The following is a 12,489-nucleotide window of genomic DNA, read 5'->3' as shown; positions in this document are numbered from 1 at the left end:
GAGTATATAAGCGAATACGAGCAGCGTAAATGACTGATACCTGACGACTTTATTAGCAATAATCCTAAAAACCAAGCAAATACAATCGGATAGATAAGACCTTGCTGATATATCTTTACGCTTATCCGCAACCCGGATGTTTGTTGAACCAACACCTGATGGCAATTCGGGTTGGCGAATCCAGACCAATCGCGGATAATCTCACTATTGAATATCAGCGAGTTGCCCTCCATATCGGCAGAGCGAATCCCCAAGAGACCATGAAACCGTCTATGCCTGAACAATATCGATACTCATTGCCGGCCAAAGCCGGTGATCTGCGCCAGCTTGGCGAGTTGACCGGCGCGGCCTGCGCTACCCTGGTGGCAGAGATGGCCGAACGCCACAAAGGCCCGGTGGTGCTGGTGGCACCTGACATGCAAAACGCGCTGCGTCTGAACGACGAGATCAGGCAGTTCACCGACAGCATGGTGATGGGGCTGGCTGACTGGGAAACGCTCCCCTACGACAGCTTCTCGCCGCACCAGGATATCATCTCCTCCCGTCTTGCCACCCTTTACCAGTTACCCACCATGCAGCGCGGCGTACTGATCGTCCCGGTCAGCACCCTGATGCAGCGCGTCTGTCCGCACAGCTTCCTTCACGGGCACGCGCTGGTGATGAAAAAGGGCCAGCGCCTGTCGCGCGATGCGCTGCGCGATCAGCTGGAGGGTGCCGGCTACCGCCATGTCGATCAGGTGATGGAGCACGGCGAATATGCCACCCGCGGCGCGCTGCTCGACCTGTTCCCGATGGGCAGCGATCAGCCCTACCGCCTCGATTTCTTTGACGATGAAATCGACAGCCTGCGCCTGTTCGACGTCGACAGCCAACGCACGCTGGAGGAAGTGGCGGCCATTAACCTGCTGCCGGCGCACGAGTTTCCCACCGACCAGACCGCCATCGAGCTGTTCCGCAGTCAGTGGCGCGACCGTTTTGAGGTGAAGCGCGATGCCGAGCATATCTATCAGCAGGTCAGTAAAGGGACACTGCCTGCCGGTATCGAATACTGGCAGCCGCTGTTCTTCAGCGAGCCGCTGCCGCCGTTATTTAGCTATTTCCCGGCCAGCACCCTGATCGTCAACACCGGCGATCTCGAGGCCAGCGCGGAACGTTTCCAGAATGAAGCCCGCGCCCGCTTCGAAAACCGCGGCGTCGATCCGATGCGCCCGCTCCTGCCGCCGGAACTGCTGTGGCTGCGCAGCGATGAGCTGTTCGGCGAACTGAAAAAATGGCCGCGCGTACAGCTGAAAACCGAGCGCCTGGCGGACAAAGCGGCGAATACCAATCTGGGCTACCAGACGCTGCCTGATCTCGCGGTGCAGGCGCAAAACAAAGCGCCGCTGGATAATCTGCGCCGCTTCCTCGAGTCCTTTACCGGCCCGGTGATCTTCTCCGTGGAAAGCGAGGGTCGCCGTGAAGCGCTGAGCGAAATGCTGGCGCGGATTAAAATTGCGCCAAAACACGTGCTGCGTCTGGAAGAAGCCACCGGCAATGGCCGCTATCTGATGATTGGCGCCGCCGAACACGGGTTTATTGACAGTCAGCGCGGCCTGGCGCTGATTTGCGAAAGCGACCTGCTCGGCGAGCGCGTGGCGCGCCGTCGGCAGGATTCACGTCGCACAATCAACCCTGACATCCTCATTCGCAACCTTGCCGAACTGCATATCGGCCAGCCGGTTGTCCATCTGGAGCACGGCGTGGGCCGCTATGCGGGAATGACCACCCTGGAAGCCGGCGGCATCACCGGCGAATACCTGATGCTGACTTACGCCAACGATGCCAGGCTATACGTTCCGGTATCCTCCCTGCATCTTATCAGCCGTTACGCCGGCGGGGCGGAAGAGAACGCGCCCCTGCACAAGCTGGGCGGCGATGCCTGGACCCGGGCGCGACAAAAAGCGGCTGAGAAAGTACGCGACGTGGCGGCAGAGCTGCTGGATATCTACGCCCAGCGCGCGGCGAAGGCGGGCTTTGCCTTTAAACACGACCGCGAACAGTATCAGCTGTTCTGCGACGGCTTCCCGTTTGAAACCACGCCGGATCAGGCGCAGGCGATTAACGCCGTCCTCAGCGATATGTGCCAGCCGCTGGCCATGGACCGCCTGGTGTGCGGCGATGTGGGCTTCGGTAAGACCGAAGTGGCTATGCGCGCCGCCTTCCTCGCCGTGGAGAACCACAAGCAGGTGGCGGTGCTGGTGCCGACCACCCTGCTGGCTCAGCAACACTATGACAACTTCCGCGATCGTTTCGCCAACTGGCCGGTACGCATCGAAATGCTCTCCCGCTTCCGCAGCGCTAAAGAGCAGGCGCAGATCCTCGAGCAGGCCGCGGAAGGCAAAATCGATATCTTAATCGGCACCCATAAGCTGTTGCAGAGCGAGGTGAAGCTGCGCGATCTGGGGCTGCTGATCGTCGACGAAGAGCACCGCTTTGGCGTTCGTCACAAAGAACGCATCAAAGCAATGCGCGCCGATGTCGATATCCTGACCCTCACCGCCACGCCGATCCCGCGGACGCTGAACATGGCGATGAGCGGGATGCGGGACCTGTCGATCATCGCCACGCCGCCGGCGCGCCGTCTGGCGGTGAAGACCTTCGTTCGCGAATACGACGCCCTGGTGGTGCGCGAGGCGATCCTACGCGAAACGCTGCGCGGAGGCCAGGTCTACTATCTATTTAATGACGTCGAAAACATCCAGAAAGCCGCCGACAAGCTGGCGGAGCTGGTGCCGGAGGCGCGGATCGCCATCGGCCACGGCCAGATGCGGGAGCGCGAGCTGGAGCGGGTGATGAATGACTTCCATCACCAGCGCTTCAATGTGCTGGTGTGCACCACCATCATCGAAACCGGGATCGACATTCCCACCGCCAACACCATCATCATCGAACGCGCCGACCATTTTGGCCTCGCCCAGCTGCACCAGCTGCGCGGCCGCGTTGGCCGTTCGCATCATCAGGCCTATGCCTGGCTGCTGACGCCGCATCCGAAAGCGATGACCACCGATGCGCAAAAGCGCCTTGAAGCCATTGCGTCGCTGGAAGATCTCGGCGCCGGCTTTGCGCTGGCGACCCACGATCTGGAGATTCGCGGGGCCGGGGAACTGCTCGGCGAAGATCAGAGCGGTCAGATGGAAACCATCGGTTTCTCTCTGTATATGGAGCTGCTGGAGAACGCAGTCGATGCGCTGAAAGCCGGACGCGAACCCTCGCTGGAAGATCTCACCAGCCAGCAGACGGAGGTCGAACTGCGCATGCCTTCCCTGCTGCCTGACGATTTCATCCCTGACGTCAATACGCGACTGTCATTCTATAAGCGCATTGCCAGCGCCAAAAACGAACTCGATCTGGAGGAGATCAAAGTCGAGCTGATCGATCGTTTTGGCCGCCTGCCCGATGCCGCCCGCAACCTGCTGGATATTGCCCGTCTGCGTCAGCAGGCGCAGAAACTGGGGATCCGCAAACTGGAAAGCAACGAAAAAGGCGGCGTGATTGAATTTAACGAGAAAAACAACGTCAATCCGGTGTGGTTGATCGGCCTGCTGCAGAAGCAGCCCCAGCACTTCCGGCTGGACGGGCCGACGCGCCTGAAATTCATGCAGGATCTGGAAGAGCGTAAAACGCGGATGGACTGGGTTCGCCAGTTTATGCGTCAGCTGGAAGAGAACGCCGTCGCCTGACTGGCAGGAGATACGGCCCCCTGGCCGTATCTCCCGTCCTACATACCTGGCAATCTTTACAAACATTTTGCAATCCGCCTGGATTTCCCCACACAGACTCACGCCATAATCTCATCTGCTTTTCATATAAAAATAACCACTTGTATATTTTGGAGTTATGGTAATGAGAAACCGTTTCCCCGTTACGCTCTGGCTGGCGCTGGTCGCGCTGGTCGCCGCGCTGGCTCTGCCCGCGCGCGCCAACACCTGGCCCCTTCCCCCGCCGGGCAGCCGGCTGGTAGGTCAGAATACGTTCCACGTGGTGCAGGATAACGGCGGTTCGCTGGAGGCGATTGCCAAAAAGTACAATGTCGGTTTTCTGGCCCTGCTGCAGGCCAATCCCGGGGTTGACCCCTATGTTCCCCGCGCCGGCAGCGTGCTGACCATCCCCCTGCAGACGCTGCTGCCCGATGCGCCGCGCGAAGGGCTGGTGATTAACCTTGCCGAGCTGCGCCTCTACTATTACCCGCCGGGTAAAAATGAAGTGACCGTCTACCCGATCGGCATCGGCCAGCTGGGCGGAACCACCATCACGCCGACGATGGTCACGACCGTGTCTGACAAGCGGGCCAATCCGACCTGGACGCCCACCGCTAACATTCGCGCCCGCTACAAGGCAATGGGGATTGAGCTGCCGGCGGTGGTGCCAGCCGGTCCTGACAACCCGATGGGCCATCACGCCATCCGCCTTGCCGCCTATGGCGGAGTCTATCTCCTGCACGGCACCAATGCCGATTTCGGCATCGGCATGCGCGTCAGCTCGGGCTGTATTCGTCTGCGCGACAACGATATCAAGGCGCTGTACAACGCCATTTCGCCAGGCACTAAGGTGAATATCATTAACACGCCGATCAAGGTATCGGTAGAGCCGGATGGCCGCCGTCTGGTTGAAGTCCATCAGCCGCTGTCTGAGCATATCGATGACGACCCGCAGACCTTGCCCATTACGCTTAACGCGACCATGACGGAGTTCAAACAGGCGCCGCAAACCGACGGGACGGTGATGGAGCGCGCGATGAATTACCGCTCGGGCATGCCCATTGACGTCACGCGTCATGCTGCCCCTGGACCGCAGTCGTTGTAGTCTTACGCTGCACAAAACAAAAAACCCGCCTGATGGCGGGTTTTTTGTTGGCAAGGGTCAAACAGGGGTACAACAGGGTCTTACTCATCGCTGTCCGGTGAAGGGGGCCGGGCAACGACGCATCGGGCTTACTTGTAGATAACAGCGGTGCCGTGAAGGGTATTCGGACCGGTTACCGAAGTAATACGGAATGAGGTGGCGCCCATCTCATCCGCTTTCTGCGCCAGCTGATCTTCCAGCGAGCCCAGGTTAGTCCCGGCAGAAGCAGAGATGGTGCCTACTTTATGCTGACCCGCTGGGGTGGACTGCACCTCAACAGCGGCAAAGCTGGCGAAAGAGAGTGAGCTAAGAACGGCGGCAATAGCCAGAGTATTAACGGTTTTCATGATTATTATACCTGTGCAGATGAATTTTTTAGTAGGGTCGTAAGTATTAACTTAACGATCGATAGGTAAATAGTAATGTGATCTACATCACACGTCAACGCATTTTTATAACGATCGTTTAACTATTTATAAAATGCTTAAATTTCATACGCATATGATTTATTTATTTTTAAACCAACAGCGCTGGCCCCGGCGATCGTTTATTTTTATAATGGCTTTTCACCAAACCAACATAGGTACAACGGCACCATGACAACTGACGTTCAAAGTTGCGCCAAAAAAAGCCGTGGCCGACCGAAGGTGTTCGACAGGGATGCGGCGCTGGACAAAGCCATGACACTCTTCTGGCAGCACGGCTATGAGGCGACCTCGCTCGCCGATCTGGTCGAGGCGACAGGAGCAAAAGCCCCCACCCTGTATGCGGAATTTGTGAATAAAGAAGGCCTGTTCCGCGCAGTGTTGGATCGTTACATTTCGCGCTTTGCCGCGAAGCACGAAGCCGTGCTGTTGGCCGAAGGGAAATCCGTCGATCAGGCGTTGCGCGACTACTTCACGGCGGTCGCCACCTGCTTTACCAGCAAAGAGACGCCGGCCGGCTGCTTTATTATCAATACCTCCGCCGCGCTGGCCGCCTCCTCGACGGATATCGCCAATACCATCAAATCCCGCCATGCGATGCAGGAGCAGGCGCTCACTCAGTTTCTGCAGCAGCGGCAAGCGCAGGGCGAACTCCCCGCGGGCCGCGACGTCGCGCCGCTGGCGCAGTTTCTCAACTGTGTCCTGCAGGGGATGTCGATTAGCGCGCGGGAAGGCGCGGATTTCGACAAGCTGATGCAAATCACCGACACCACTCTCCGTCTCTGGCCGCAGATCCTCGAGTCCTGATGTGCCCTGCCTCCGGCGGTATTCTGCCGCCGGATCCACTCTCCTGTTGGCTTTATCCCCACAAAATAGATTGATTTTTATTACCTTTTCTCGTGCAAGATAAACGCAAATGATATTGATTGCGATATTCATTATGTGCAAAATCCTTTTTTGAGTTTTTCCAGATGTTTCGCATTGTAACTAATGCCGACCCGGCGTCGGCCTATAACAACGACAAAGCAACTTGCTCATAAAAGGAATGGATATGAAAAAGCGCCTCTGGGTGCTCCACCCCCTGCTGCTGGTCAGCTCGCTGCCTGCGCTGGCGGCTCAGTCTGATGAAGACAGCATCATCGTTAGTGCAAACCGCACCCATCGCACCGTGGCCGAAATGGCCCAAACCACCTGGGTCATTGAGGGCCAGGAGATTGAGCAGCAGGTCCAGGGCGGGAAAGAGTTCAAAGACGTGCTGGCGCAGCTGATCCCGGGCATCGATGTCAGCAGCCAGGGGCGCACCAATTACGGGATGAACATGCGCGGGCGCGCCATCGTCGTGCTGATCGACGGCGTCCGGCTCAATTCCTCACGCACCGACAGTCGCCAGCTCGACGCCATCGACCCCTTTAACATCGAACATATCGAAGTGATCTCCGGGGCGACCTCGCTGTACGGCGGAGGCAGTACCGGCGGGCTTATCAACATCGTCACCAAGAAAGGGCAGCAGGATCGCCAGGTCGATCTCGAGGTGGGCAGCAAGAGCGGGTTTGCGAACAGTAACGATCACGATGAGCGCATCGCGGCGGCCGTCAGCGGCGGGACAGACCATGCATCCGGGCGCTTATCGGTAGCCTATCAGCGTTTCGGCGGCTGGTACGATGGCAATAACGATGCGCTGATCCTCGATAACACCCAAACGGGGCTCCAGCACTCTGACCGCCTCGACGTGATGGGGACGGGGACGATTGAGATCGATGACAATCGCCAGTTGCAGCTTGTCACCCAGTATTATAAAAGCCAGGGCGATGATGACTACGGCCTGTGGCTCGGGAAGAACATGTCCGCGGTCACCAGCGGCGGCAAAGCGTACACCACCGACGGGCTCAATTCCGACCGTATCCCCGGCACTGAGCGCCACCTGATCAGCCTCCAGTACTCCGATGCTGACTTCTTCGGCCAGAATCTGGTGAGCCAGGTGTACTATCGCGATGAGTCCCTCACCTTCTATCCGTTCCCGACGCTTACGAAAGGCCAGGTCAGTAGCTTCTCCTCGTCGCAGCAGGATACCGATCAGTATGGCGCAAAGCTGACCCTCAACAGCCAGCCGCTGGCGGGATGGGATCTTACCTGGGGTCTCGACGCCGATCATGAGACCTTCAATGCCAACCAGATGTTCTTCGATCTGCAGCAATCGCTGGCGTCCGGCGGGCTGCATAACGAATCGATCTACACCACCGGCCGCTATCCGGGATACAGCATCTCCAACGTCGCGCCGTTCCTGCAGTCCAGCTACGATCTGAACGAGATCTTTACCGTCAGCGGTGGGGTACGCTACCAGTGGACCGAAAACCGGGTTGACGACTTTGTCGGCTACGCCCAGCAACAGGATATCGCCAACGGCAAAGCGCGCTCCGCCGACGCCATCAAAGGCGGCAAAACCGATTACGATAACTTCCTGTTTAACGCCGGGATCGTGGCGCATCTGACCGAGCGTCAGCAGACCTGGTTTAACTTCTCGCAGGGCGTCGAGCTGCCGGACCCCGGTAAATACTACGGCATCGGTAAATACGGCGCGGCGGTCAATGGCCATCTGCCGCTGATCTCCAGCGTCAATGTCGATGACTCGCCGCTGCAGGGGATCAAAGTTAACTCGTATGAGCTGGGCTGGCGCTACACCGGCGATAACCTGCGCACCCAGCTGGCGGCGTATTACTCGACTTCGGATAAGACCATCGTCGTCAACCGCACCGACATGACCATCGACGTTCAGTCCGACAAACGGCGTATTTACGGCGTTGAGGGAGCGGTCGATTACTTTATTCCGGACAGCGACTGGAGCGTCGGCGGTAACTTCAACGTGCTGAAATCACAGGTGCAGACCGACGGCCGCTGGCAAAAATGGGATGTCACCCTCGCCTCACCGTCCAAAGCCACCGCCTGGGTGGGTTGGGCGCCGGATCCGTGGAGCCTGCGCGTGCAGAGCCAGCAGGTGTTTGACCTCAGCGACGCCGCCGGTAACAAGCTGGAAGGCTATAACACCGTTGATTTTATTGGCAGTTACGCGCTGCCGGTGGGGAAACTGACCTTCAGTATCGAAAACCTGCTTAACGAAGACTATGTCACCATCTGGGGCCAGCGGGCGCCGCTGCTCTACAGCCCGACCTACGGCAGTTCATCGCTGTACGAATACAAAGGCCGTGGCCGTACCTTCGGTCTGAATTACGCGTTAACCTTCTGATAAAAAAAGCCCCTCAGCCTGAGCGATTGAGGGGCTAATCACTACACAAATCTGTTTTTAGATTTTGTTGTTCAGGACCAGCTGGCCGTTGTTGTCCAGCGGGATCTGGCTGCCAGGATTGTGATCCATACGGATTTTCCCCTGCTGATCGCCTATTTTATAGGTCACATCGTAGCCCAGCATTTTATCGGATTTGTCATATACCGTTTTACAACGCTGCTGGGTGGTAGTGTAGGTATCGTTGTCCTGCATCGCCCCCTGCAGCTGGTTGCCGGCATAGCCGCCGCCCAGCGCACCCACCACCGTCGCTACACTACGTCCGCGACCGCCGCCAAACTGGTGGCCAATCACCCCACCGGCCACCGCGCCGAGTACCGAACCGGCGATACGGTTTTCATCCTGGACCGGACGACGATGGGTCACCGTGACATTGCGGCATTCCTGACGCGGCGTTTTCACGGTTTCTTTAATCGGTGTACTGGAGACCACTTGCGCATACTGCGGGCCGCGATCTAACACGTTGAGACCAGCGACAGCTGCAACGCCCAGCGCGGCAGCCACGCCTATCCCTATACCCGCCAACATAGATTTATTCACGGGAGATCCTCCTTTGTTGCTGTTGATACAATTTTGCAACCGGAGCCGGGAGGGCGCAAATCAGATAGCGGATGAAAAGTGCGAGAATTTGCAGCAAATCAAGGGGATTCAGAGGATTCCGAGCGGGATCGCCGCGGTTTCAGCAGAAGAGCCCGGAGCGCCGTCAGGGCGGCTCCGGGTAAAGACAGCGTATTAGTGCAGCTTAAGACGCGGGCGAATGATGCGGTTGATACGCCCGACCAGCATCATCAGGCCGGTCTTGAAGTAGCCGTGCAGGGCGATCTGATGCATACGATACAGGGAGATGTACACGAAGCGCGCAATACGCCCTTCCACCATCATCGAGCCGCGCATCAGGTTACCCATCAGGCTGCCGACGGTGGAGTAATTGGACAGCGACACCAGCGAGCCATGGTCTTTATAGGTATACGCCTTCAGCGGTTTGCCTTTCATCTGCGCCAGGATGTTGTTCAGCGCGCAGGTAGCCATCTGGTGCGCCGCCTGGGCCCGCGGAGGGACAAAGCCGCCTTCCGGACGCGCACAGGAGGCGCAGTCGCCGATGGCGAAAATATCCGCATCGCGGGTGGTCTGCAGCGTCGGCTCGACCACCAGCTGATTGATACGGTTGGTTTCGAGGCCGCCGATCTCTTTCATGAAATCTGGCGCTTTGATCCCGGCCGCCCAGACCATCAGATCCGCTTCAATATATTCGCCATCTTTGGTGTGCAGACCGCCTGCATCCGCGCTGGTGACCATGGTCTGCGTCAGCACCCGTACGCCCAGCTTGGTCAGCTCATTATGCGCCGCCCCGGAAATGCGCGGCGGCAGTGCGGGCAGAATACGCTCGCCCGCCTCGACCAGCGTGACGTTCAGCGCTTCGTTAGTCAGCCCTTTGTAGCCGTAGCTGTGCAGTTGTTTCACCGCATTATGCAGTTCAGCGGAGAGTTCCACGCCGGTGGCGCCGCCGCCGACAATGGCGATGTTCACTTTACCGTTGGCACCCAGGTTGGCGGAGTATTTGAGGAACAGGTTGAGCATTTCCTGATGGAAACGACGCGCCTGATGCGGGTTGTCGAGGAAAATGCAGTTCTCTTTCACGCCAGGGGTGTTGAAGTCATTCGAGGTACTGCCCAACGCCATCACCAGCGTGTCGTACGGCAGTTTACGCTCAGCCACCAGCAGCTCGCCTTTTTCATTACGCAGCTCGCCGAGGGTGATGGTCTTCCCTTCGCGGTTGATATCCACCACCGAGCCCAGCTGGAACTGGAAACCGTGGTTGCGGGCATGGGCCAGATAGCTCAGCGCATCGACACCTTCATCCAGAGAACCGGTCGCCACTTCATGCAGCAGCGGCTTCCACAGATGGCTGTGGTTACGGTCCACCAGGGTGATTTTCGCTTTTTTATGGCGCCCTAACTTTTTCCCCAGCTGAGTTGCCAGTTCCAGTCCGCCAGCGCCGCCACCCACAATTACGATTTTTTTCAATGGCGTAGTCATGTGTACCCCTAAAATTATTAACCAATTGTTAAATAAAAGTTATGATAATAACCTTTATTTAACAACAAGTTACGTCAATGAAACCATTCAGCACCGTCGAGAATACCATGAACGGTGCATTGGTCATACCAAAATTGATATGCATCAAGTTTTGTCGCGTATTTTTTCAGCGAAACCAATAAGTGTAGGCATAAAAAAACCCGCGCGGTGAACACGGCGCGGGTTTGGCGACAGAGGAAAAGGCTTAACCGAGGGTTTTAAACGCTTTCAGCCGCTGCAGGTGCGGCGAGATGTTTTTAAATTTATGGGTCTGCTCTTCATCCCAGATAATTTCATAATAGTGGTGCAGAAGATCGGCGGAACGCTGGCTGTCCAGCGCTTCGTCCTGCCGGGAAAGCACCACCAGACAGCGATCGCGATTCTTCTCACGGAAGTTGGTCACACACTTGGTGGCGATGTCAGCATACTCTTCCGGGCGGTCGATTTTGCCTTCCATGTTTTCATGCGGAAACAGGTTTGGATTGAACACCGCCTGGCGGATATCGCACAGAAAACCAATCCGCTCCGCCCAGTAGCCGCCAAGACCGACGCCGCAGATCAGCGGCCGGTCATCGGCGGTAAGCTGCAGCATTTTATCGACCTCTTTCAGCAGATGCTGCATGTCGTGCTTGGGGTGGCGCGTGCTGTAGCTAATCAACCGCACGTCCGGGTCGATAAACTGCAGCTGCATCACCTTCTCATGGTTACCGGGGCTGTTCGAGTCAAAACCGTGTAAATAGATAATCATCGCATCCTCACCAGACAACAACGCCCCGCAGAGCGTTACGCGGACTTCGCCTCTTGCCAGCGCGCATGAAGCTGCTCCAGCTGGGCACTCACCGTTTTCCAACGGGCTGAATCCCTTAACTCCTGACGGGAAAAGGAACCTTTATGATACAATTTCGTAACACGCTCTGCTTTGATCGGCGACAGGTTATCCAGCACACTGACCGCGCCCTTACGATTATTGCAGACCAGTATCATATCGCAACCGGCGTCCAGCGACGCCTGACCGCGTTCGGCATAGCTGCCCATGATCGCCGCCCCTTCCATCGACAGATCGTCGGAGAAAATCACCCCGTCGAAGCCCAGCTCACCGCGCAGCACCGTTTTTAACCAGTACGCTGAGCCGCTGGCCGGGCGCGGGTCGAGCTCCGGGTAAATCACATGCGCGGGCATGATGGCATCCAGACGCTGTTCGGCGATGAGGCTTTTGAATACCGCCATATCGTGGTCGCGAATCACCGATGCCGGACGCGGATCGAACGGGGTCTCTTTGTGCGAATCGGCAGTCACCGCTCCGTGCCCCGGGAAGTGTTTACCGGTGGTTTTCATACCCGCGGCGTGCATCCCGTCAATAAAGTGACGCGCCATCGTCAGCGCTTTCTGCGGATCTTCATGATAAGAACGTTCGCCGATCGCGGCGCTGATATGGCCCACGTCCAGCACAGGCGCAAAGCTGATATCAATATCCATGGCGATCATTTCGCTGGCCATCAGCCAGCCGGCCTCGGCGGCCAGTTTGCCCCCCTCTTCCATCCCCAGCAGCGCGGCGAAAGACTGGGCCGCCGGTAAACGGGTAAAGCCTTCGCGGAAACGCTGAACGCGTCCCCCTTCCTGATCGACCGCCACCACCAGATGGTTCCGGGAGGCATCGCGGATCTGGCGCACCAGCTCCCGCAGCTGCGCCGGATCGTGATAATTACGGGTAAAGAGGATCAACCCTCCCACCAGCGGATGCGCCAGAATCTCTCGCTCTTCCGCATCCAGTTCATACCCTTCGACATCCAACATGACTGGGCCCACACT

The 12,489-nt window shown here is 57.7% G+C and carries 11 protein-coding genes and 1 pseudogene; 5 read left to right on the top strand and 7 right to left on the bottom strand.

All coding sequences use genetic code 11. The features are described from left to right. Positions 1-110: 110 nt before the first annotated feature. Positions 111-233, bottom strand: a pseudogene (locus tag SPE70_RS09200) (hypothetical protein); the annotation flags it as partial. A gap of 39 nt (positions 234-272) precedes the next feature. Here SPE70_RS09200 and mfd point away from each other — a divergent pair. Both mfd and ldtC read left to right on the top strand, forming a co-directional pair. After that, entirely contained in the window at positions 273-3,719 is a 3,447-nt protein-coding gene (gene mfd, locus SPE70_RS09195) for a transcription-repair coupling factor (protein ID WP_023339892.1), read from the top strand. 163 nt (positions 3,720-3,882) lie between these two features. Further along, a complete protein-coding gene (gene ldtC, locus SPE70_RS09190) occupies positions 3,883-4,842 on the top strand; it encodes a L,D-transpeptidase LdtC (protein WP_012542231.1) in 960 nt (319 codons plus the stop codon). Positions 4,843-4,970: 128 nt separating this feature from the next. Here the strand turns inward: ldtC and bhsA are convergent, their stop codons facing one another. Further along, a complete protein-coding gene (bhsA, locus tag SPE70_RS09185) occupies positions 4,971-5,228 on the bottom strand; it encodes a multiple stress resistance protein BhsA (RefSeq protein WP_012542232.1) in 258 nt (85 codons plus the stop codon). Between the two features lie 133 nt (positions 5,229-5,361). Here bhsA and SPE70_RS09180 point away from each other — a divergent pair, with 133 nt between their 5' ends. Continuing rightward, positions 5,362-5,481, top strand: a complete 120-nt coding sequence (locus SPE70_RS09180) for a hypothetical protein (protein ID WP_046622381.1) — start codon at positions 5,362-5,364, stop codon at positions 5,479-5,481. After that, entirely contained in the window at positions 5,478-6,113 is a 636-nt protein-coding gene (locus SPE70_RS09175; RefSeq protein ID WP_008806001.1) for a TetR/AcrR family transcriptional regulator, read from the top strand. Before SPE70_RS09180 ends, SPE70_RS09175 begins: the two co-directional genes overlap by 4 nt. A 52-nt stretch (positions 6,114-6,165) precedes the next feature. On the opposite strand, the gene SPE70_RS09170 is transcribed toward SPE70_RS09175, so the two are convergent. Further along, positions 6,166-6,288, bottom strand: coding sequence for a hypothetical protein (locus SPE70_RS09170; RefSeq protein ID WP_012542233.1), 123 nt, complete (start codon positions 6,286-6,288; stop codon positions 6,166-6,168). A gap of 69 nt (positions 6,289-6,357) precedes the next feature. Between SPE70_RS09170 and SPE70_RS09165 the strand changes: the two genes are divergently transcribed. Next, positions 6,358-8,547: a TonB-dependent siderophore receptor gene (locus SPE70_RS09165; RefSeq protein ID WP_022065355.1), complete on the top strand. Its 2,190-nt coding sequence runs from the start codon at positions 6,358-6,360 to the stop codon at positions 8,545-8,547. A 57-nt stretch (positions 8,548-8,604) separates the two neighbouring features. Here the strand turns inward: SPE70_RS09165 and SPE70_RS09160 are convergent, their stop codons facing one another. The 4 genes from SPE70_RS09160 to nagZ all read right to left on the bottom strand — a co-directional run bounded on the left by SPE70_RS09160 (position 8,605) and on the right by nagZ (position 12,474). Beyond that, on the bottom strand, positions 8,605-9,144 hold the full coding sequence (locus SPE70_RS09160; RefSeq protein ID WP_008805999.1) for a glycine zipper 2TM domain-containing protein: 540 nt from the start codon (positions 9,142-9,144) through the stop codon (positions 8,605-8,607). 192 nt (positions 9,145-9,336) lie between these two features. Beyond that, positions 9,337-10,641 carry an NAD(P)/FAD-dependent oxidoreductase gene (locus SPE70_RS09155; protein WP_008805997.1) on the bottom strand — a complete coding sequence of 435 codons (1,305 nt, stop codon included), beginning with the start codon at positions 10,639-10,641 and terminating at the stop codon, positions 9,337-9,339. Positions 10,642-10,885: 244 nt separating this feature from the next. Beyond that, on the bottom strand, positions 10,886-11,428 hold the full coding sequence (ycfP, locus tag SPE70_RS09150; protein WP_002900775.1) for an alpha/beta hydrolase YcfP: 543 nt from the start codon (positions 11,426-11,428) through the stop codon (positions 10,886-10,888). A gap of 35 nt (positions 11,429-11,463) precedes the next feature. Then, positions 11,464-12,474 (bottom strand): beta-N-acetylhexosaminidase, encoded by a 1,011-nt coding sequence (gene nagZ / locus SPE70_RS09145; RefSeq protein ID WP_162494430.1) that lies wholly within the window; start codon positions 12,472-12,474, stop codon positions 11,464-11,466. Between the last annotated feature and the right edge of the window lie 15 nt (positions 12,475-12,489).

The sequence above is a fragment of the Klebsiella sp. ZJOU C1 genome, assembly GCF_035620215.1.
Lineage (GTDB): Bacteria > Pseudomonadota > Gammaproteobacteria > Enterobacterales > Enterobacteriaceae > Klebsiella > Klebsiella variicola.
The sequence above is the reverse complement of the archived record's forward strand: the minus strand, read 5'-3'. Positions and strand labels throughout refer to the sequence as shown.

Bases quoted from the DNA above. Each gene is read 5' to 3' on its own strand.
- SPE70_RS09155 (WP_008805997.1), bottom strand. From the start codon at position 10,641: ATGACTACGCCATTGAAAAAAATCGTAATTGTGGGTGGCGGCGCTGGC.
- SPE70_RS09170 (WP_012542233.1), bottom strand. From the start codon at position 6,288: ATGCGAAACATCTGGAAAAACTCAAAAAAGGATTTTGCACATAATGAA.
- SPE70_RS09180 (WP_046622381.1), top strand. From the start codon at position 5,362: ATGCTTAAATTTCATACGCATATGATTTATTTATTTTTAAACCAACAG.
- SPE70_RS09175 (WP_008806001.1), top strand. From the start codon at position 5,478: ATGACAACTGACGTTCAAAGTTGCGCCAAAAAAAGCCGTGGCCGACCG.
- SPE70_RS09165 (WP_022065355.1), top strand. From the start codon at position 6,358: ATGAAAAAGCGCCTCTGGGTGCTCCACCCCCTGCTGCTGGTCAGCTCG.
- bhsA (WP_012542232.1), bottom strand. From the start codon at position 5,228: ATGAAAACCGTTAATACTCTGGCTATTGCCGCCGTTCTTAGCTCACTC.
- nagZ (WP_162494430.1), bottom strand. From the start codon at position 12,474: ATGTTGGATGTCGAAGGGTATGAACTGGATGCGGAAGAGCGAGAGATT.
- ldtC (WP_012542231.1), top strand. From the start codon at position 3,883: ATGAGAAACCGTTTCCCCGTTACGCTCTGGCTGGCGCTGGTCGCGCTG.
- mfd (WP_023339892.1), top strand. From the start codon at position 273: ATGCCTGAACAATATCGATACTCATTGCCGGCCAAAGCCGGTGATCTG.
- ycfP (WP_002900775.1), bottom strand. From the start codon at position 11,428: ATGATTATCTATTTACACGGTTTTGACTCGAACAGCCCCGGTAACCAT.